This window comes from Falsochrobactrum ovis, assembly GCF_003259955.1.
In the GTDB taxonomy this organism is placed as follows: Bacteria; Pseudomonadota; Alphaproteobacteria; order Rhizobiales; family Rhizobiaceae; genus Brucella; species Brucella ovis_A.
The window spans coordinates 88,598-109,819 of record NZ_QLMK01000006.1 but is presented as its reverse complement, the minus strand read 5'-3'; the positions used below and the strand labels follow the sequence as shown (position 1 = coordinate 109,819).

The window sequence follows — 21,222 nt, the reverse complement described above, 5'->3', positions numbered from 1 at the left end:
ATAATAAAATATTGGGCTAACCTTTCGAAAGATGTGATGGACGTCTGAAAGCTTTAAAGGCCTTAACCGCCAGTGCAATTCGATCCGCCAATTTATAACGCCACTGCGGATCGCTTAGCAATTTTTCGTCCTGCGCGTTCGATAAATAGCCGATTTCGATCAGAACCGATGGTACATCGGGCGCACGCAACACCTGAAATCCCGCAAAACGGTGCGGATTATTGATCAGGCTGATTTCTCCACGAAGATGGCTAATTACTTTTTCAGCAAAGCTAAGCGAAAATGTATGTGTTTCGCGGCGTGTCAAATCCAGAAGGATGTCCGCAACCTCGGGAAAATCTTCTGCGACAATGCCTGCAACATTGTCGGCCTTGTTTTCACGCTCAGCCATAGCCCGTGCGACCGCATCGGAAGCCTTATCCGAAATAGTGTAAACAGTTGCCCCGCGAATATCGTGCTGATTAACCGTATCCGCGTGAATGGAAATAAACAGATCCGCTTCCTCTTCGCGCGCTAAGCGCACCCGTTCAGACAGCCGCAGAAAAGTGTCGTTATCCCGCGTCATCAACACCCGAATTCCATCTTCCTGGGCCAATCGATCACGTAATTCCAGGCTAAACGCAAGTGTTAGATTCTTCTCCATTAAGCCGCTTATGCTTTCGGCCCCGCTATCAATGCCGCCGTGGCCGGGATCGATCATAACCGTAAACGGCCGCGATGGATCGCGTTCAAGAGCCGCTTTCACTCCGACCGGGGGTGCCACACGTTCAGTCGAACCTGTTATATCGCGTTGGGATTGAATTTTTGCGGCAAATTCACCAGATGATGTAGCGGTGATATCGGCCACTAGCTGGTAGCCCGGGGCATCTTCATTTTTTGTCACGCGGATAGTTTCGACATTAAATGGACCGCGAAAGGTCAAGATCAGCCTCGAACGGTTCGGCCCGACCAGGCCATATCGAACACGCGAAATCATTCCTCGTGGAGCAAGACTTTTTTCGTCAAATCCAAACCGTGTTTCGGGCATGTCCAGCACCAGCCGGTGGGGATTGTCGAGCAGTAATGTCGAAAATGTCGGTTCATTATCGAACATAATGACCACGCGCATACGCAAATCATCGCCCACCATCCGATAGGTGAAAGCGGATAATGAAGGATTAGCACCTTCTGCTTTAGCTTCGCCTGAAAATGATAAAAATGATGCTAGAAGCGTGAGAATAAACAGAATTTGTACTCTTAAGTTGAATTTTATTTCATTATTTTCAGTCGGATAATCCATAAAATTCCCAGTCAAATCTCGTTGGAATAACTGTTTAGGATCAGCCCATAGGTCAAATTCATCCTCTTCTTCCAAGCCCAAGCATAGACAATCCATATAAAACTTCGGTTAATGCGCGTCCGCCAATCCTCGCTTTTGCGCTGATCTGGCGCAGAATACCGCTTTGTAAGGCAGTTTTAAGCGAAAAGCTATCGACGCATGAAATGATATTCATACTTGTCATAGATGAAGCGACACCATAAAAGCTTAGTTAGGTTACGGAATAGCAGTCAGAATCATTTGCTGGTTCTTCATGAATACCGCAAGGACTAGCTGTCAAAAGTTTGGCGTAATTTAGAACGCCATGCCGATAACCACACAGAATTCGACGGAATACGGCGCCCCTGCCGCTTCCGTTTTTTAATCGGCCGACTGCGCATGAATACGCGCTGTCGCCAGCGCCCGAAAAGGGCAAAGAGGTCGGCCCGGCTTTTTCGGGTCATTTACGAGGTCGTTTCGTTCGGAACAGCTATGGGTCAACTAAGACCGACCATCGCAAGCTTGAAGACCGTGATCGCCACGAGGCCGTCGCGCGCGAAGTCCTTAGCCTTTGTTCTGACAAACTTTAAATTACCCGGCAGATGCAACCCAGTTACGATGACAGCCCACGGGGCTTTATCGAGCCTTAGCGGTTTGCGTTCTGGTTCCGGCAGGAAAGATACTAATGTCCAACAAAATGCTTATCGATGCCTCCCACCCGGAGGAAACCCGCGTCATCGTTACGCGCGGTAACAAGATTGAAGAATTTGACTTTGAGTCGGAACATAAAAAACAATTAAAGGGAAACATCTATCTCGCACGCGTTACGCGGGTCGAGCCATCTCTTCAGGCCGCTTTCGTCGAATATGGCGGTAATCGTCACGGTTTTCTCGCTTTCTCAGAAATTCATCCGGACTATTATCAAATCCCGCTAGCGGATCGTCTTGCACTGCTCGAAGCTGAAGCTAATGCAGCAAATGGGGAAGACGATGATGATGAACCCCGTAACAATAAGAGCGAGCGGCCGCGCCGTGGTCGTCGCCGGGGTCGTCGCGACGAGCAGAATGGGGATTCATACGCTAATGGCTCGGAAAAATCTGTTCCACCCGCAGAACCTGTTGGGCCAGCCTTTGAAAATTACGTACCTGGAACGCCAGCCATCAGCCTTTTGCAAAATGCTGATGTCGTGTCTGAAGTGATTGAAAGCCAGAATGGCGACGATGATGATTCAGACGATAATGGCGACAGCGAAGATGATTTGGTTGAATCGGTCGGCTCCGAAGACGCGTTGGAAGAGCTGCCCACGCCGCGCCGCACCAATCGCCGCCAATATAATATTCAGGAAGTTATCAAGCGTCGCCAGATTATTCTGGTGCAGGTCGTTAAGGAAGAGCGCGGCAATAAAGGTGCGGCTCTAACAACTTATTTGTCCCTTGCTGGTCGCTATTCGGTATTGATGCCAAACACAGCGCGCGGCGGTGGTATTTCTCGCAAGATCACAAATCCTCAGGATCGCAAGCGCCTGAAAGAGATCGTCAAAGAACTCGAAGTGCCGCAAGGCATGGGCGTAATTTTGCGCACAGCGGGTGCCAATCGGACCAAAGCTGAAGTTAAGCGCGACTATGAATATTTGATGCGGCTGTGGGAAAATGTCCGCACGCTGACCTTGCAATCGACTGCGCCTACCCTTGTTTATGAAGAAGGCAGCCTCATTAAGCGGTCTATTCGCGACCTGTATAATCGCGACATTTCAGAAATTCTGGTCGCGGGTGAAAACGGCTATCGTGAAGCAAAAGACTTCATGCGTATGTTGATGCCCAGTCATGCCAAAGTCGTTCAGCCCTATCGTGACCCGGTTCCTGTTTTCACCCGTTATGGGTTGGAAGCTCAGCTTGATCGAATGTTACAGCCGCAGGTTACGCTGAAATCCGGCGGTTATCTGATCATAAATCAGACAGAAGCTCTTGTCGCGATTGATGTGAACTCTGGCCGCTCGACACGTGAACATTCGATTGAAGACACGGCTTTGCAAACCAATCTGGAAGCAGCCGAAGAAGTGGCACGCCAATTGCGACTGCGAGATTTGGCCGGTCTGATTGTTGTCGATTTCATTGACATGGAAGAAAAGCGCAACAATCGCGCGGTCGAAAAGAAGATTAAGGAATGTCTCAAAGATGACCGTGCCCGCATTCAGGTGGGCAGAATTTCGCATTTTGGTCTTCTTGAAATGTCGCGTCAGCGGATTCGGGCATCGGTGCTGGAAAGCACTATGCAGATTTGCCCGCATTGCGGTGGCGCAGGACATATTCGGTCAGACTCCTCAATGGCGTTGCAAATCATTCGCGGCATCGAAGATTTTCTCCTGCGCTATCCAGGCTATGACATCGTCGTGCGCACACCAGCGACATCAGCCTTATACGTACTCAATCACAAACGTCAGTTGCTTGCGGATCTCGAAGGTCGCTTCGGCGCAGCCATCAGCATCAATGCGGATGAAAGCGTTGGTCATCAACAATTTGCAATTGACAAAGCAGGTCCATCCACGCGCCCAATCACGCATAGGCCGGTCCAGCCAATCGATAGCGAAGAAGATCTGAACGATCCGGATATTCCAATCGATGATGATTTCAACGCAGAAGATGACGCAGCATCTGTCGGTGAAACGGCAGATAAGGAAAACGACGAGAATGACCGTAAGCGCCGTCGTCGCCGTCGTCGCCGTGGTGGGCGTGACCATGAGACTGCCGATCAGTCAGAACAGACAGATTCTGAGAATGGAGATTCTGACGAAACGGATGAAGAAACCAATATTGGCGCAACATCCAGCAATCAGAACGAGGAAGAAAGACGCCGGAAACGTCGTCGGGGTCGCCGTGGCGGCAGAAAAAATCGTCGCGATGACGATGCTAGAATGCAAAGAGTCCCTGATGCGGAGCCAGTTGGCTATATTCCTGTTTGGCCCGTTGAAGCAGAGAAACCCGAAACTCCTGTTCAGGAACAATCGGCGACAATTCACACGATAGAAACAGTCGAGCCGGTTCGCATTGAAATCGAAACGCAACCCAGCGAGCAAGCTGAACCATCTACGGATGCGGACACAGATGCCAAAGCAGATGTGACTGAGGCGGCGGATACTTCTGCTGCGGTGGAGGCTGATGTAAAACCCGCCGCTCCGGTGCGGAAACCTCGTACGCGGCGCACCGCGAAAACCGAGGCGGCGGCTAGTGTGGAAGATAAGACAGCATCGGAAACTGATGCGGTTGAACCAGAAAGCGCCGAGGAGCCGGTGAAACCCGTACGCAAAACACGTACGCGTAAAAAGCCGAGCGAGACTGAAGTGGTGGCGGAAGCGGCTGCGGCACTGGATGACGAACAGCCTGCTCGCCCCACGCGTCGCACCCGTAAAGCTGCCGTGGTGACGGAAGCTGATGCTACGGATAGCTCTATAGATGAAGAGGCTAAACCCGTATCAAGTGAAAAAGCTTCAGTTTTGGAGAAAGAGAAGCCTGCTGAATTGGTAGAAACCTCCAGCGAAGGCGAGGAAGAAAAGCCAAAGCGCACCGGTTGGTGGCAGAAAAAAGGTTTCTTTTAAGAGCCTTATAATAAACAGCAGAAAACCGGCCTAACAGCCGGTTTTCTTAATATTTACCGAAGTTATTAGATTACGCCTGCTGCTGCGGAAGCCATTGCTCCAATCGGCGAAGAGCTTCCTGCATTTCATCAATGCTTCCAGCATATGAAAACCGCATGGTACGGTGTCCATCGATAGGGTCAAAATCCTTACCCGGTGTAGCAGCAATGTGGATATCTGTGATCATCCGACGAGCAAATTCCATGCTGTCATTGGTAAAACGGGAAACGTCACAATAGGCATAAAAGGCGCCATCCATAGGCGCAGCCAATTTAAGTCCCATCTTGGGAAGTCGTTCCATCAAGAGCGCGCGGTTCTGCCGATAACGATCTTTGACTTTCTCCAATTCTGCCGTCGCAGTAAAGGCTTCAATAGCAGCGCGCTGTGATAATTCGGGCGCTGAGATGTAAAGGCTTTGTCCGACCCGTTCAACTGCGCGCACATCACTTTTAGGGAGCACCATCCAACCGATTCGCCATCCCGTCATGCAATAATATTTCGAAAATGAATTAATAACGGTTACATTATCAGAGATTTGCAAAGCGGTGAGATCTTCCATCTCATAAGAAAGCCGGTGGTAAATTTCGTCTGAGATCACCCGAATACCGAGCGAATGCGCTGTCTCAATAATGGCCTGTTGATCTGCTTTGTTGATAACGGCACCGGTCGGATTGGCAGGACTTGCGAAGAGGATTCCTTTCAACGGTACCTGTGCATGAGCTTCAGCCAGCGCCGACGCTGAAAACTTTCCGTCCCGATCGGTTGGGATCTCGACGACCTCAAGACCAAGTGCGCTTAATATGCTGCGATAGGCCGGATATCCCGGACGGGTGATAGCAACACGATCGCCGGGATCAAAATAAATCAGAAAAGCAAGGTTAAATGCGGCCGAAGACCCGGTTGTTACCGCCACGCGTTCAGGAGAGATATTGACGCCATAATAATCAGCATAGTGACCGGCGATGACTTCGCGCAGTTCACTTAAGCCTAGCGCATTAGTATAACCTATACGGCCATCTTTAAGCGCACGCTCTGCTGCTTGAAGCACTGGAGCGGGCGCGGGATCTGCTGGCTGACCTACAGCCATTGAAATAACCGGATGGCCTGCGGCGCGAAGGCGATTGGCTTCGGCAAGCACATCCATCGCGTGGAATGGTTCGACTGCGCTGCGATTGGACAGAATATTCAAGACGGTCTCCAAACTGTTTAAGGCGTCACCTATACCCGCCCTATAATCGCCGGATTGCTAAAGCAACAGCGAAACTGAGAAAGGTGCAGCTCTATCGATGAATCGATGTGCAGGGTATAAGAATGATACTCATAGGCACAATGATGGGAACAATAGGATGCTAACTAAAACGAATACGGTCGGAAGATTTTTATCCGGCAGGGTTTTACGCAAGGCCCTAACGGTTTTTGCTGCGGTCGCTATTGCGACCAGCAATGTTCTGCCGGCCGACGCGCAATCGCGCAGTGTGCCCATTGTTCGAGATGCCGAAATCGAAGCATTGGTTTCAGATTATGCAACGCCGATCTTGAAAGCAGCTGGCCTGAGTACGCGCGGTGTACGGGTCATTCTGGTCAACTCATCCAGCTTCAATGCGTTCGTTGATGGTCGTCGCATTTTCATCAATACGGGTGCTTTGATGCAGGCGGAAACGCCAAATGAAATCATCGGTGTTATTGCCCACGAAGCAGCCCACCTTGCCGGCGGTCATCAACATCGGCTTCGCGAGCAGCTTAGCCGTGCCCGTACCATGGCTGTTCTTGGAGCTGTTCTGGGCATTGGTGCAGGTGTGGCAGGCGCAGCTGCTGGTAGTGGCGCTGCTGCAGGCGCTGGCGGCGGAATCGCCATGGGCAGTTCGGAATTTGCTATGCGCGGCTTGCTTAATTATCAACGCACGGAAGAAATGACGGCAGACCGTTTGGCCGTTAATTATCTCAATGCAACTGGCCAATCCGCCAAGGGAATGCTTGACACATTTGCTCGCTTTGCCTCAGCGCTGTCTCTTTCGGGCACACAAATTGACCAATATCGGGTCAGCCACCCGCTCCCGCGTGAACGTATCGCAAATCTTGAAGAATTGGCCAAGAAAAGCCCGAACTTTAATAAAAAAGACCCACCAGCCTTGCAAGCGCGCCATGACATGGTGCGCGCTAAAATTGCTGCTTATTCTGGCAATATGGGAGCACTGCAACGGATGTCTCGAAATAGCCCAAGCGGTTTCCCCGCTCGCTATGGAAGTGCCATTACGACCTATCTTAATGGCTCGCCCCGTTCGGCGCTGCCAAAAGTCGATGCACTTTTAAAAGAACAGCCGAAAAACCCGTATTTGCATGAATTACGCGGAGACGTCCTTATTAAAGCAAATGACCCTGCACAGGCGGCAAAAGCTTTTCAAAGGGCCGTTTCTCTTGATCCGCGCAAATCACCACTACTTCGGATGAGCCAGGGTCGCGCATTAATGCTGACCGGAACCAAGGCTAATATGCCGACTGCGATCAAGGAAATTAAAGCTGGTATCGCGTCCGATCCGGAATTTCCAGGCGGCTATGGCTATCTCGCGCAAGCCTATGGTCAATCGGGTGATATTGCGCGCGCAGATCTCGCAACCGCAGATATGCACTATTATTCAGGTCGTCTTCAACAAGCGAAAATTTTCGCCATCCGGGCACAAAAGCAAATGAAGTCAGGTTCGCCTGATTGGGTACGTGCTCAGGATATTATCAACACAAAATCCCAAAAATGATATATTAACTGCCTAATTGTGCGTGTTTTTTATCCTAGAAAGTGAACTTATGAAAAAAATCATTTCAGCATCCGTGGCGACTGCTTTTATTGGTGCCGGCTCGTTACTATTGGGCTATCAGGCCGGAGCCACACACTCGAACACTAGCTCAGCCGAGCGTAGTAGAGTGGCGATGTCTGATTCCGTGTCGCGAGACGCAATTGAGAAAACTGTCCGTGACTATCTTATAAAAAATCCAGAGATCATCGCCGAGGCGCAGCATGCGCTGGAGATTAAACAGGCTGAGGCTGAGAAAGCTCACATTGCTGACATTATCGCTTCCAACAAAGATAGGCTTTACGATCCCGAGCATGACGTTGTTTTCGGTAATCCTGACGCAGATGTGACCGTCATCGAGTTTTTTGATTATAATTGCGGGTACTGCAAGCGCGCCCTACCCGACATGCAAGCGATTTTGAAGAACGATCCTAACGTTCGCTTTGTCATGAAAGAATTTCCGATTTTGGGACCTGATTCAATGCGCTCACATCTGGTTGCGCAGGCATTTAAATCGATGATGCCTGAAAAATATGCAGAGTTTCATGATCTTCTTTTAAGCAAATCTGAACGCGCAACAGAGGCTTCCGCTATTGCTGATGCCGTGGCATTGGGTGCAGATGAAAAGCAGCTCCGCGATAAGATGCAAGATCCGGTAATCCGTAGTGCCTTTGAAAACACATACCAACTTGCAAGTCAGCTTAACATCACCGGTACCCCTTCTTATATCATCGGTAGTGAACTCATTCCGGGCGCTGTTGGAGCGGCTGAATTGATTGACAGAATCGCGACTTTACGAGCAGAAGCAAAAAATTGAATGCAAGGTTCTAATATAATTATTTGAGAGACTTTATATTCGATTTTTAGCGATCGAAATAACTGGCCTTATCTTTCAGGCGACCTCCCAAAGGTTAGGGAAACCGGCTAAGAACCCTTGTGATTGAACATAAGCTATGAATTAGAGGGTTTAGACTTGCATTCAGTGCTTCTATATGGAAAGCGAAGTGCATTCGACTTTCATCAAGTCCGTCATCGATTGTGAACAGATTATGGTAAAGACAGTTTTTGTTTTGAATGGCCCCAATCTTAATCTTCTTGGGAAGCGTGAGCCTGGAATATATGGCAGCGCGGCGCTCGAAGACATTGAAGCGAGCTGTAAAAGCGAAGCTGAACGTCTGGGCCTGTCCATCGAGTTTCGTCAAAGCAATCATGAAGGCGAATTGGTGAGCTGGATACAGGAAGCAGGTAGTCTCAATGCCTATGTGTTGATCAATCCAGCCGCATATAGCCATACTTCGGTGGCGATCCATGATGCTATCCGCGCGGCTAAAGTTACTGTAGTAGAAGTGCATCTTTCAAATATTCATGCGCGTGAAGCGTTCCGGCATCATTCCTATGTCTCCGCAGTCGCCACAGGCGTAATCTGCGGTTTTGGCACGGAAGGATACCTGCTCGGCCTGCGCGCTCTCGCGGCAATTGCCAAACAAGAAGAAAACAACGGGCAAGCTTAAAAGGGGCCTGATATGTCCAATAAAAACTCTGTCATCGATAAGGAAACCATCCGCGGCTTGGCGGATATTCTCAACGAAACCGATCTCACTGATATTGAAGTTGAGCATGGAGATTTGCGCATTCGCGTATCGCGCAAGGTTAAGGTTCAGGCGGCTGCCACGGTCATGCCAGCCGCCGCACCTCTAGCGCCAGCTGCTGCTGCCCCCGCCCCTGCTCCGGCTGCAGAAGCCAGTAAAGCAGATGTTGCGAAGAACGCTGTTCCCTCCCCTATGGTTGGCACCGCTTATCTTGCACCCGCGCCGGGTGCGCGCAATTTCATTGAAGTTGGCACTGAGGTAAAAGAAGGTCAGACGCTTCTGATCATTGAAGCGATGAAAACCATGAATGCTATTCCCGCACCGCGCGCGGGTACGGTGAAAGCCATTATGGTGGCCGACGCTCAGCCAGTGGAGTTCGGCGAACCGCTCGTCGTCATCGAATAATACCGAGTTGCATATTCGACCTCCGGCATTTTCAAGAAACGGGCAGCAAACGTAATGTTTCAAAAAATACTCATAGCCAACCGTGGCGAAATTGCTCTTCGTGTGCTGAGAGCCTGTAAGGAACTGGGCATCAAGACCGTCGCCGTTCACTCGACAGCAGACGCTGACGCCATGCATGTGCGATTGGCCGATGAAAGCGTTTGCATTGGGCCTCCTCCATCGCGTGATAGCTATCTGAACATTCATCAGATCGTCGCGGCATGTGAAATTACCGGCGCGGATGCTATTCATCCAGGCTATGGATTTTTATCCGAAAACGCCAAGTTTGCCGAAATTCTCGAAGCACATAACATCACTTTTATCGGGCCTACCGCTTCTCATATCCGGGTTATGGGCGATAAAATCGAGGCCAAGCGCACCGCAAAACGCCTCGGTATTCCCGTAGTTCCGGGGTCAGAAGGCGGAGTAGCCGATGAAAGTGAAGCAAAGCGAATTGCTTCGGAAATTGGGTATCCTGTCATCATCAAAGCGTCAGCCGGTGGCGGCGGCCGGGGTATGAAAGTTGCGCATTCCGAAGAGGAACTTTCGGTAGCTCTATCCACAGCACGTACCGAGGCAGGTGCCGCATTTGGCGATGATGCGGTTTATATCGAAAAATATCTCGAAAAACCGCGCCATATTGAAGTTCAAATTATGGGTGACGGTGCGGGCAACGCGATCCATCTAGGTGAGCGTGATTGTTCACTGCAACGGCGTCACCAGAAAGTCTGGGAGGAGGCAAACTCCCCCGCACTCAATGCCGAAGAACGTGATCGCATAGGCATGATTTGTGCTAAAGCCTGCGCGGAATTAGGCTATCGTGGCGCCGGTACAATTGAGTTCCTTTACGAAAATGGCGAGTTCTATTTCATTGAAATGAACACGCGTCTTCAGGTGGAACACCCGATCACAGAAGCCATTACTGGGATCGATCTTGTGCACGAACAAATCCGAGTTGCAGCAGGGCTTGGCTTATCGGTTCAACAGAAAGATGTTCGTTTTTCTGGACATGCAATCGAGTGTCGAATCAATGCTGAAGATCCCAGAAACTTCACTCCATCGCCGGGCTTGATTACTCATTATCATACACCGGGTGGGCTTGGCATACGCGTCGATTCAGGCGTTTATTCGGGCTATAAAATTCCGCCCTATTATGACAGCCTTATCGGCAAGCTCATTGTGCATGGTCGCAATCGCATCGAATGTATGATGCGTCTTCGTCGTGCGCTTGATGAATTTGTGGTAGACGGTGTAAAAACTACTCTGCCCTTGTTCCAAGAGCTGATTAGCAATCAAGATATTGCTAATGGCGATTACGATATCCATTGGCTAGAGAAATATCTGGCTGGCAATACCGATAACAAAGGTTTGTAAATAAATTGGCTGCAGGAGCATTGCCGGACGAATATTTGATCGCACCGGAACTGCTCCTGCGAGCCTATGCGTCTGGCGTTTTTCCAATGTCGGAAGATGCCGAAGATCCAGAAGTTTTTTGGGTTCGACCTGAAAAACGGGGCATCATCCCGTTAGATGATTTTCATATCCCCCGAAGCCTGCGCAAAACCATCAGGCAGAACAAATTTGAGATCAAAATTGACAGTGATTTCGTCAGCGTAATCGACGGATGTGCCAGCGGCACAGGAGATCGATCACGTACTTGGATCAATAAACCTATCCGTGATGCCTATATAAATCTGTTCCATTTAGGCCATTGCCATACGGTCGAGGCTTGGAGGGACGATCAACTGGTTGGCGGACTGTACGGCGTAACACTTGGACGAGCATTTTTTGGCGAAAGCATGTTTAGCCGTGAGCGGGATGCTTCCAAAGTCTGTTTGGCCTATCTTGTCTCTCACCTCAAACGCCAGGGCTTTGTCTTGCTAGACACGCAATTCACCACACCACATCTTGAACGATATGGTGCGGTGGAAATTGAGCGTAAAGATTATGAGAAGCTTCTCGAAAATGCACTTAAAAGCAGTGCAGTTTTTTAATCTTATTGATGGCCTGAGTTAAGCCATCTAAAACTAAAATTATTTCGAGCTATTGTTACGCTTATTTATTGCGACCAGCTCTTCTACACATCTCTTAAAGAATTCTTGCAGTTCTGGCTTATCTTCAAATGAGTTGAGCAAATTAAGGCCATGAGGTACAGGGTCTCCCCAAAGATCTACTTCTTGATGAGCCCTGTTTTGACATATATAGACTGCCCATGCTGGGTAATCTGTAACGTCCCATTTGGATTCAGTACTAGAAGATGTCTTTGCATCATTTGGTGATGCTTTAGCAATAGTGCAAACCGACATTACAAGCATAAGGCTTAAGGCAATTTTTTTCATTTTTAATCCTTTAAATAAATACAAAAACGACATAGTTCATGTACAAATATTTTAAAATACCAATTCCTTAGGGCAGTAATTGAATAAAATTGAAAAATAAAATTAAAATATAAATTAAATATAGCGAAGGAAAAGACTATCTACACACATCAACAGTTAAAATTCTTCCTATTGTTCAATATAGTCCGATCCTGTCGACCTATAAATTGGCATTAGCGCCATATCATCCAGCTTTGCTGTGCAATGCTCGCGGAGTTACCTGCAACGGACCCATATTTAATTTTGCATTGTGGTGGCGCGAGCAAGTAAATGACTTGCGCTATCTTAGATTGCTATTATCCCAGCTATATAGACAAGTTAATTGTGCGCGGTCGCAATCGCATTAAATCTATACGACTTCGCCACGTGCTTGATGAAGTTTGTGCTACGTGATGTTAAAAACTTCCCTGCCCTTGTTCAGCATTGCCGTTAATTTTTGATCATATCGGAATCGCCCTGCAGTAATTGTTCGGCAGGCTATACGGCGCTACTATTGGACGGGCATTTTTTAAGGAAAACCTGTTCGGCCGAGGACGGGATGTTTCCGAAATTGGATCGACCTATCACACTCAAATGTCGGCATTTGCGATGCTGGATGCAAATTCACCGCACCAGATCTGGGCGATTTGGCGCGGCGGACATTGAGCATAAAGATAATGAAAACCTACCAAAAACGCATTTAAAGCAGTGCGTTTTTTATGACTTAAGTTAAAACAGATACAGCTAAAATTATTTTATATTGTACTCGATCTTTAACATTTGTAGTTCTTCCTCCACGCATCTGTTAAAGCGATCATGTAATTCCGGATTTTCCCGAAATGAATAGGACAGATCCATAGCATTGTCCCTAACTTTCTCCATATCTTCGCCGTTATACTCATGAACCTCCTCTTGGCATTTAATAATCGCCCAATTTCGCAAGATTCCCTCATCCGGCTGTAAATTAGTGCCGGAAGACGCCTCTACACCGCTTGATGATGCAATGGAGCTACTGCAAACCGGCATCAGAAGCATAAGGCTCAACGCAATTTTTTTCATTTTTAATCCTCCATTTTCAATCCTTTAAATAAGAACAAATAAAGTAACCCATGTAGAAGGATATAAAAATCCCAACTACTTAGGGCGAAATTTAAGAACAATTAAAAATAAAATAACAGGAAATCAACGGCTTGCAGCGGGAGCAGGAACCGTGGAACTTTGCCTGCACCCGTTACCAGGAGCAAATGAAATGTCAGGAATTTGCGAATTTGGAGTTGAATTCACCGCACCACGTCCTGGACGTTTTGGTGCGGTGGAAATTGGCGCAATATTGAGAAGCTTCTCGAAAACACACTTAAAGCAGTGCAGTTTTTTATGGCCTAAATTAAGTCAGATACAACTAAAGTTAATCTAACTATACTGGCGCTTTAATAATTCGAGCGTTTCATCCACACATCTGTTAAAGCGGTCATGTAATGCTGGACTTTCACGAAATGAATGGGACAGATCGATCGCATTATACTTAAGTTTCTCTATATCTTCTCCATTGTCCTGACGAATCATGTCTTGGCATTTAATGATCGCCCAATTTCGCAAAATTGAATCGTCCGGCTTAAAGTCATTGCCAGAAGACGTCTTTGCACCAGTTGATGATGCATTGGAACTACCGCAAACCGAAATTACAAGTATAAGACTCAACGCAATTTTTTTCATTTTTATTCCTTTAAATAAGCACAAAAATTAAATATCCCATGCGGCGAGATATAAAAACCCCAACTACCGAGGGTGAAATTTAAGAAGGAATAAAAAATAAAATAGCGGGAAATTAACGGCTTGAAGCGGGAGCAGGAACCGTCGAATTTTGTTTACAATTTTTTAACCAGACATCGTAAACCGGATGCTCAACTGCGTTAAGACCGGGACTGTCGGCAAACATCCAACCGGTGAAAATTCTTCGAATTTTTCGATCTAACGTGATCTCGTCGACTTCTACAAAACTGTCGGTAAGCGGCGCTTCATCCTCAGTTCTGCTGTAACAGACTTTCGGCGTCACCTGTAAAGCACCAAACTGGACAGTTTCATCTATATACACGTCAAAAGTCGTGATACGACCGGTGATTTTATCGAGCCCAGAGAACTCAGCAACTGGATTGGAAATCCGTTCCGCATAGGCCATATTTAAGCTTGCACTGGCTGCGGTGAGAGCAAGTAAAATAATTTGCGCTGTCTTATAAAATCCGCTGCCGTTTTTAATTGCTATGCCGGAACTATGCTTCGTCAAAACGGAAATCCGCCTCAAAATAGTTAAAGTTTAAGCTGGATTGGATTCTAGAGATCAAATGTGACGATTCGTGGCCGGCTCGCAAGCAACAATGCGCTATCAAAGACAATCCGATCCGTTTGTCCTCAAAGCTTTATCGCTAGAAAGGCAAAGTCCGGCAAACAACAAGCCGCCGGACTAGAATGTTATCAGTTACCCGGCGTCCAGGCGTCATACTCACCCGTTACACGTGGCCGTTCGGCTGGCTGTGTGCCTGGCATTGCGATGGCACCTTTCGGCCGATAAGCGTAAGGCGTGCCTGTCAAATTCTGCAAGTGAGGCTTCTGCCACTCACGCGGCTTATAGTCCTCTTTGCTTGGTGGTGTGTCGACCCGATGATGTATCCAACCGTTCCAGCCAGCAGGAATAGCACTGGCTTCAGAGTAACCGTTGAAAATCACCCAGCGACGCGTACGACCTTCTGAATCCTTGCCGCCCTGATAATACACATTACCATACTCATCTTCGCCTACGCGTTCACCTTTGCGCCAAGTATGAAAGCGGGTTCCGAGTGTCTGGCCGTTCCACCAAGTGAAGAACTGCGTAATAAATTTTTTCATGACCTATCCAGATCCGTATTTTCCCCGGGCGAAAAGTCGCCGGATTTGCATTTCTTATGCCGCGTGCTTTTTAGTGAAGCAAGAGGCAAGTTGCCGCGATTACGAGTGATCAGCTAGATACTCCAGCTTGACAGCTGTTTTTCCAAGATCAGCACTGGCTCTTTGCTGGTGACACTGCCCCAATCTTCATTGCGATCTACACGTTTATAGTCTTTTTGCTCAAAAAAGCGAATAGCGCGTTCATTTCGTTCAATTGCTTCAAGCCGGATGCTGCTTACATCGGGAAAGGCCATTTCCACCTCGGAGAGAAGCATTGTGCCGATACCCTGGAGTTGGGATTCTGGAAGCACATATAATTGATGCAAAAACGCCCTATTCTTTTCACTCTGTCTGGCAAAGGCCATGCCGACAATCCGGCCTTCGCCATCGTCTGCAACAACAAATTCGGAATATGGTTTGCTCAGATTCTTTTGTAGTACAGCTAGGGAATGCCACTGATTGGTAACATCCGTTACCATTTCTCGGCCCAATATATCATCATAGGTGGCGTGCCAGGTTTCTAATAGCAGCTTATGGACTGCTTGCAGATCAGACACACTGGCACTCCGAACCCACATTATTCTTCTATCCCGAGCTTGTTTTTGACCAGTTCATTAACTGCCTGAGGATTAGCCTTGCCGCCTGTGGCCTTCATAACCTGTCCAACGAACCAACCAGCAAGCGCAGGCTTAACCTTGGCTTGTTCAACCTTCTCAGGATTGGCAGCGATAACGTCATCAACAGCTTTTTCGATAGCGCCGGTATCGGTTACCTGTTTCATGCCGCGTTCTTCTACGACTTTCTTCGGATCACCACCCTCGTTCCAGATGATTTCGAAGAGGTCTTTTGCGATCTTACCAGAAATCGTGCCTTCCTTGATCAGATCAATGATTGCGCCAAGCTGTTCGGGATTGATCGGCGATTCTTCAATGCTTTTGCCAGCTTTGTTAAGTGCGCCCAGCAAATCATTGATAACCCAGTTGGCAGCAGCCTTTCCATCACGACCATCGGCTACAGATTCATAATAATCTGCAATGGCTTTTTCGGTGACGATGATCGAAGCGTCATAGACTGAAATACCTTGCGTTTCGATCAGGCGCTGTTTTTTATCATCCGGAAGTTCAGGCAATTCGGCAGCAAGCGCATCGACGAAAGCCTGATCGAACTCAAGCGGAAGCAGGTCTGGATCAGGGAAATAACGATAGTCATGCGCTTCTTCTTTGGTTCGCATGGATCGGGTTTCGCCCTTTACCGGATCAAACAGACGGGTTTCCTGATCAATGGTTCCACCGTCTTCCAAAATAGCGATCTGGCGACGGGCTTCATATTCAATTGCCTGACCAACAAAGCGAATCGAATTTACGTTCTTAATTTCGCAGCGTGTGCCAAATTCTTCGCCAGGACGCCGAACGGATACGTTAACGTCAGCCCGCATTGAGCCTTCATCCATATTGCCGTCACAGGTGCCAAGATAGCGAAGAATTGTCCGCAATTTGGTCAAATAGGCGCGTGCTTCATCAGATGACCGCATATCGGGCTTGGAAACGATTTCCATCAACGCCACACCAGACCGATTTAGATCGACATAGGACATTGTTGGGTGCTGGTCATGCATAGATTTGCCGGCATCTTGCTCGAGATGCAGACGTTCAATCCCAATTTCCACATCTTCAAACTGACCCTTATTATCGGGTCCGACAGAGATCATAATCTTGCCTTCGCCAACGATTGGCTGTTTGAACTGCGAAATCTGATAACCTTGTGGTAGATCGGGATAGAAATAGTTCTTACGGTCAAAAACTGACTTAAGATTGATCTGCGCTTTGAGACCAAGGCCAGTGCGAACCGCTTGTTTTACGCATTCCATATTCAACACTGGCAGCATGCCGGGCATTGCGGCATCCACCAAAGAGACGTTAGAATTCGGCTCAGATCCAAACGCCGTGGAAGCACCCGAAAACAGCTTCGACTCGGACGTGACCTGTGCGTGGACCTCCATACCAATGACGACTTCCCAGTCGCCGGTAGCTCCGGAAATGAAACGTTTGGGTTCAGGCGTGCGCGTATCGATAAGGGACATTTTGGCTCGTCAATTGTGTAAAAACTGAATGTATATTCGCTAGAACAAAGCCCCTAGCGATGCAAGCTTTTAGGCTTATTGGAACGAAAAGGCCGCGCAAAGCGCGGCCCTTCCGTATGATTTCAATCGGTATGACTTATGCTTCGTCCGATTTTTTTTCTTCAGTTTTGGCGGCTTCAGCTTTTTTCTTAGGAGCGGCTTTCTTTTTTGGCGCGGCCTTTTTCGCAGGCTTTGCTTCAGTCGCTACTTCGTCTTCTTCAGCTGTCAGTTCTTCTTTCGAAACTTTTTTATCGGTTACTTTGATGTTGGCCAGCAAATGATCAACGACTTTTTCTTCAAAAATCGGCGCCCGCAAATTGGCTACCGCATCAGGCGTCTTGCGAAGGAATTCGTAAATTTCCTTTTCCTGACCGGGATAACGGCGAACCTGATCGTAAACTGCGCGCTGCAATTCTTCTTCCGAAACTTCTACACCAGCCTTTTCGCCGATTTCAGAAAGAACCAGTCCAAGACGTACACGACGTTCAGCAAGCTTGCGATATTCTTCGCGAGCAGCTTCTTCCGTAGTTTCTTCATCTTCGAAAGTGCGACCAGCCTGCTGCAGATCGAAATTAATCTGCTGCCAGATATTGTTGAATTCAGCATCAACAAGCTTCTGCGGCGTTTCAAACTGATAGTCATTATCCAAAGCATCCAGAATCTGGCGCTTTACCTTCTGACGCGTGATCTGACCATATTGACTTTCGATCTGCTCACGAACGATTTCACGAAGACGCTCAAGTGATTCGATGCCAAGTTTTTTGGCCGTTTCGTCGTTGAGTTCCTGCTCAGTTGCCTTCGCAACTTCCTTGACCTTGATGTCAAAAGTAGCTTCCTTGCCAGCAAGATGCGTCGCACCATAATCAGCTGGGAAGGTTACATTGATGGTCTTTTCATCTCCAGCTTTGACGCCAACGAGCTGCTCTTCAAAACCCGGAATGAATTGGCCTGAGCCAAGGATAAGCTGCGCATCATTGTCGGCACCGCCTTCAAAAGGCTCGCCATCAATTTTGCCGAGATAATCGATCGTAACACGATCATCATTGCCAGCTTTGCCCTTCTTTGGCTCAAAAGTGCGGGCGGAGGATGCGATGCGCTTGACCTGCTCGTCGACTTCTTCTTCAGGGATGTCTACAACTTCGCGTGTGACTTCGATCTTGGAGAAGTCTTTAATTTCGATTGCAGGCAGAACTTCATAGTTGAGCGAGAAAACAAAATCGGCCTTACCATCAAGCACCAATTCTGCCTCTTTCTCATCTTCCGACATGATGACTTCTGGCTGAGTGGCAGATTTTTCATTGCGCTCAGCAAGAATCGACCGCGAAGATTCGTTTAGAATTTCGTTGACAATCTCGGCCATGAAGGACTTGCCATACATTTTGCGCAGATGCGACACAGGCACCTTGCCAGGACGGAAGCCGTTAATGCGCGCCTTACTGCGAGCAGATTCGAGCCGCTCACCGAGCTTGGCTTCGAGATCTCCGGCCGGAACCACGACTTTAATCTCGCGCTTCAGCCCTTCGTTGAGCGTTTCAGTAACCTGCATGTCAAACCTTCACTTCTGTCATTGTCCCGCCGAAAATGGCTTAGCTTGCCTCGTCGCGGGAAAGAAATTCCTTTGCCTAGGGCAGTTGGTGCGGATGGAGGGACTCGAACCCCCACGGTTTCCCGCCAGAACCTAAATCTGGTGCGTCTACCAATTTCGCCACATCCGCATCTGAGAGACAATCGTTGAAACCAACGTCGTAAATCTCTCTCAAATATCAAACCGCCTTCGAAAGCGCGCGTCTCTATATCACTCAACTTTGCCGGTTCAAAGGAAAAAAGCCAATCTGAACTTTATGACAGACATGTTTTCTTTCAACCGGTCCGATTTGACCACGCTTCGCAGCTTCGTGCCTCTCTTATATCGTCCGAATGGATTAGCCAAGCCCTTTTAAACCATCAATAAAGCGGTTCTGCATAAAGTTGACGTCCATTATCACGCAACGACTTTAAAACGGCATGCCCGTCGGGATCAACCGCCACGACGGCAGTAATCCTTTTTGCCTGCTGAGCCCGCTCGACTCGGCGCCCCTCGCCTTCGGGAACGTAATAGCGTTCAATCCCATAAAGAACGCCGATAATAGCGCCCGAAGCATTTGGAATGGTATTAACCGCCTTCCCACGCAACTGAACTTCACCGTCACTTAAATCTGTGAATGGTGCGAATGCCGCCCGTGAAAACTGCGCAAACCCATCGCCATCGGGTTTTACTGCAACGTAAAGATTGCGGTCTCCTGCGGCGGGTACGCCCCGAATGGCATCGCGCTTAATCGATGATATTTGATACCGTAGAGTGACATAGTCGCCCCGCATAAGGTCCCGAGGGTCAACCGGTTCGGTCTGTAAAACCACTTCCTGACCGCCACGCAATATATATGCACGCTTTTCAACCGCTCCGAACAGAACGCCTGTTTGCAGTAATGCGGCCAGAACTGCCCCAATATAAAGCCGTTTCCGGTTACGACTAAGCATGAGAAGCCTCGGTTTGGCGGCGGCGGCTGAAGCGTTTCTCCATTCGCCGGACAAAGGCGGCAAGCAGTAAGACGATTATCCCTGCTGTGAGGAAAAAGCCGGACGTTCCAATCATGGTTCCCACCGTCTCGAATGCAAGATACAGAACTTCAATAGAAAATGCCGCATAGGCGATGGTGCGTAAACCGCCATTGTCACGGCCGCACAATGCCAAGGCAGCGACCGAAAGAACGAGAATCAGGATAGCAAATAATATGTCGGCCGAGATTGAGCTATCAAATATTGACGAAACGAACTGATCCATCTGAAAGACACCCAACGCCGCGATTGTCAGAAGCAGACCATATGAAGCCAAGGGGTGAGCAAATCGGGTCATATCTTGAAGTTTGCGGTGGGCAAAAGCATCCGCCAACATCAGAGCTATCCCAACGATGATCATGATAGTGAGCACCCAACCGCTTTCATTCTTGCTATAAATCATCAAGGCCCAGCTGATCACAAATAGAGCAACAAAATGGGCAGCAGGCCGCGAGTTGGTGAACAATGCTGCAGCGGCACTGACGAAAGCGAGTAACGGACCCGCCCAAATATAATCCAAATCGCCGTAAGATTGGTCGAATATGTGAGTGGCAAGATAAAACAGTGCAATGCCCGCCCCTACCGCAGCCAGTATCGGAGCTCGCAATAAAAATGCTGATGCGAGAACGCCTCCAGCCCAAATCAATGCTGCGAAATGGCCATCTCCGGACAAATGGTACATTTGACCAACTAAAGCGATCCCGGCACCGAAAGATGCAGCTCCCAAAATATACAGCGCTGTCGGAATAATCCTTTCACCGAGCGATTGTCGCCACGCGCCGCCTAGATAGCTTGCCCAGATAAGCATGACTATGAGCCCGATGCGCATCAGCCGTGGAATTTCCTGCCAATTGGCAGCAACGAGCATTATGACCGCAGCGCCTAGCAGCAAGCCGCCCAATGTGGCGAGCACAGCTCCAAGACTGAAATAGGGTGCGCGCTTTTCTAAATCAGCGCGAAGACGCGAAGCTGTCGCGTCATCAATGAGGCCTTCTCGCCACCACCTATCAACGAGTCGCTCGACGGAAAAGGAAAACGACAAATCAGCTCCTGACTGTCAGGCCGCTTCTCGCAGCAAGTTTTCTAAATGATGGAGAACATACAGAAAACTGACGCAACGGCAAAGAGTTAGCGAAAATAGTTTACGACAAAATTGTGCTCTGCAACTTTAATCGTTTTATAGCGGCCTGCAACACTCGCAAAGCAGCTATGCATTCGCGGCTCTACTCACTTTAAAAACAATGAGTTATATACTGGCCATACAAAACGAAATGAACAGAACAGTTCCTCAACGATGAAGGAATAACACGATGAACCTTGTACGCTCTTTCAATAACTGGCGCCGTTACCGCGAAACCGTAAATGAGCTGAATCAGCTCTCAACGCGCGAACTTAATGACCTTGGCATCTCCCGCGGCGACATTCCATACGTTGCTCGTCAGTCCAGGCAGCGTTAATCAAAGAATTCTTTTTCCGGGTCTGGCA

Annotated in this window: 20 protein-coding genes and 1 tRNA gene; 8 read left to right on the top strand and 13 right to left on the bottom strand. The window is 48.5% G+C overall.

Translation table 11 applies throughout. The annotated features are described in order from the left end of the window. Window positions 1-16: 16 nt before the first annotated feature. Window positions 17-1,279 (bottom strand): N-acetylmuramoyl-L-alanine amidase, encoded by a 1,263-nt coding sequence (locus tag C7374_RS09700; RefSeq protein WP_111575448.1) that lies wholly within the window; start codon window positions 1,277-1,279, stop codon window positions 17-19. Window positions 1,280-1,982: 703 nt separating this feature from the next. Here C7374_RS09700 and C7374_RS09695 point away from each other — a divergent pair. Continuing rightward, window positions 1,983-4,889, top strand: coding sequence for an Rne/Rng family ribonuclease (locus C7374_RS09695; RefSeq protein ID WP_111575428.1), 2,907 nt, complete (start codon window positions 1,983-1,985; stop codon window positions 4,887-4,889). Between the two features lie 70 nt (window positions 4,890-4,959). On the opposite strand, the gene C7374_RS09690 is transcribed toward C7374_RS09695, so the two are convergent. After that, complete coding sequence (locus C7374_RS09690) at window positions 4,960-6,117, bottom strand: pyridoxal phosphate-dependent aminotransferase (protein ID WP_111575427.1); 1,158 nt, start codon at window positions 6,115-6,117, stop codon at window positions 4,960-4,962. 157 nt (window positions 6,118-6,274) lie between these two features. Between C7374_RS09690 and C7374_RS09685 the strand changes: the two genes are divergently transcribed. From C7374_RS09685 to aat, 6 genes are all read left to right on the top strand, one after another. Beyond that, on the top strand, window positions 6,275-7,678 hold the full coding sequence (locus C7374_RS09685) for a M48 family metalloprotease (RefSeq protein ID WP_111575426.1): 1,404 nt from the start codon (window positions 6,275-6,277) through the stop codon (window positions 7,676-7,678). A 49-nt stretch (window positions 7,679-7,727) separates the two neighbouring features. Further along, window positions 7,728-8,531 carry a DsbA family protein gene (locus C7374_RS09680; RefSeq protein WP_111575425.1) on the top strand — a complete coding sequence of 268 codons (804 nt, stop codon included), beginning with the start codon at window positions 7,728-7,730 and terminating at the stop codon, window positions 8,529-8,531. Between the two features lie 232 nt (window positions 8,532-8,763). Further along, on the top strand, window positions 8,764-9,225 hold the full coding sequence (gene aroQ / locus C7374_RS16265; RefSeq protein WP_210205109.1) for a type II 3-dehydroquinate dehydratase: 462 nt from the start codon (window positions 8,764-8,766) through the stop codon (window positions 9,223-9,225). Window positions 9,226-9,237: 12 nt separating this feature from the next. Then, window positions 9,238-9,708 carry an acetyl-CoA carboxylase biotin carboxyl carrier protein gene (gene accB, locus C7374_RS16260; protein WP_210205108.1) on the top strand — a complete coding sequence of 157 codons (471 nt, stop codon included), beginning with the start codon at window positions 9,238-9,240 and terminating at the stop codon, window positions 9,706-9,708. 54 nt (window positions 9,709-9,762) lie between these two features. Beyond that, window positions 9,763-11,121 carry an acetyl-CoA carboxylase biotin carboxylase subunit gene (gene accC, locus C7374_RS09670; protein WP_111575424.1) on the top strand — a complete coding sequence of 453 codons (1,359 nt, stop codon included), beginning with the start codon at window positions 9,763-9,765 and terminating at the stop codon, window positions 11,119-11,121. Between the two features lie 50 nt (window positions 11,122-11,171). Beyond that, entirely contained in the window at window positions 11,172-11,741 is a 570-nt protein-coding gene (aat, locus tag C7374_RS09665; RefSeq protein ID WP_111575447.1) for a leucyl/phenylalanyl-tRNA--protein transferase, read from the top strand. Window positions 11,742-11,780: 39 nt separating this feature from the next. On the opposite strand, the gene C7374_RS09660 is transcribed toward aat, so the two are convergent. The 11 genes from C7374_RS09660 to C7374_RS09610 form a co-directional block, all read right to left on the bottom strand. Further along, window positions 11,781-12,086 (bottom strand): hypothetical protein, encoded by a 306-nt coding sequence (locus tag C7374_RS09660; RefSeq protein WP_146612725.1) that lies wholly within the window; start codon window positions 12,084-12,086, stop codon window positions 11,781-11,783. A gap of 768 nt (window positions 12,087-12,854) precedes the next feature. After that, window positions 12,855-13,163, bottom strand: coding sequence for a hypothetical protein (locus tag C7374_RS09655; RefSeq protein ID WP_111575422.1), 309 nt, complete (start codon window positions 13,161-13,163; stop codon window positions 12,855-12,857). A gap of 351 nt (window positions 13,164-13,514) precedes the next feature. Continuing rightward, complete coding sequence (locus C7374_RS15820; RefSeq protein WP_146612724.1) at window positions 13,515-13,817, bottom strand: hypothetical protein; 303 nt, start codon at window positions 13,815-13,817, stop codon at window positions 13,515-13,517. Between the two features lie 112 nt (window positions 13,818-13,929). Further along, on the bottom strand, window positions 13,930-14,322 hold the full coding sequence (locus C7374_RS09645; RefSeq protein ID WP_374850302.1) for a DUF2155 domain-containing protein: 393 nt from the start codon (window positions 14,320-14,322) through the stop codon (window positions 13,930-13,932). A gap of 251 nt (window positions 14,323-14,573) precedes the next feature. Beyond that, on the bottom strand, window positions 14,574-14,984 hold the full coding sequence (locus C7374_RS09640; protein WP_111575419.1) for an NADH:ubiquinone oxidoreductase subunit NDUFA12: 411 nt from the start codon (window positions 14,982-14,984) through the stop codon (window positions 14,574-14,576). Between the two features lie 113 nt (window positions 14,985-15,097). Further along, window positions 15,098-15,601, bottom strand: coding sequence for a GNAT family N-acetyltransferase (locus tag C7374_RS09635; protein WP_111575418.1), 504 nt, complete (start codon window positions 15,599-15,601; stop codon window positions 15,098-15,100). Then, window positions 15,601-17,103: an Asp-tRNA(Asn)/Glu-tRNA(Gln) amidotransferase subunit GatB gene (gene gatB, locus C7374_RS09630; protein ID WP_111575417.1), complete on the bottom strand. Its 1,503-nt coding sequence runs from the start codon at window positions 17,101-17,103 to the stop codon at window positions 15,601-15,603. Before gatB ends, C7374_RS09635 begins: the two co-directional genes overlap by 1 nt. 136 nt (window positions 17,104-17,239) lie before the next feature. After that, window positions 17,240-18,688, bottom strand: coding sequence for a trigger factor (gene tig / locus C7374_RS09625; protein ID WP_111575416.1), 1,449 nt, complete (start codon window positions 18,686-18,688; stop codon window positions 17,240-17,242). Between the two features lie 86 nt (window positions 18,689-18,774). Next, window positions 18,775-18,857 (bottom strand) — tRNA-Leu (locus C7374_RS09620). A 229-nt stretch (window positions 18,858-19,086) separates the two neighbouring features. Further along, window positions 19,087-19,659 (bottom strand): GDYXXLXY domain-containing protein, encoded by a 573-nt coding sequence (locus tag C7374_RS09615; RefSeq protein ID WP_111575415.1) that lies wholly within the window; start codon window positions 19,657-19,659, stop codon window positions 19,087-19,089. After that, on the bottom strand, window positions 19,652-20,779 hold the full coding sequence (locus C7374_RS09610; RefSeq protein WP_111575414.1) for a DUF2157 domain-containing protein: 1,128 nt from the start codon (window positions 20,777-20,779) through the stop codon (window positions 19,652-19,654). Before C7374_RS09610 ends, C7374_RS09615 begins: the two co-directional genes overlap by 8 nt. 268 nt (window positions 20,780-21,047) lie before the next feature. Between C7374_RS09610 and C7374_RS09605 the strand changes: the two genes are divergently transcribed. Further along, a complete protein-coding gene (locus C7374_RS09605; protein WP_111575413.1) occupies window positions 21,048-21,194 on the top strand; it encodes a DUF1127 domain-containing protein in 147 nt (48 codons plus the stop codon). Window positions 21,195-21,222 lie beyond the last annotated feature (28 nt).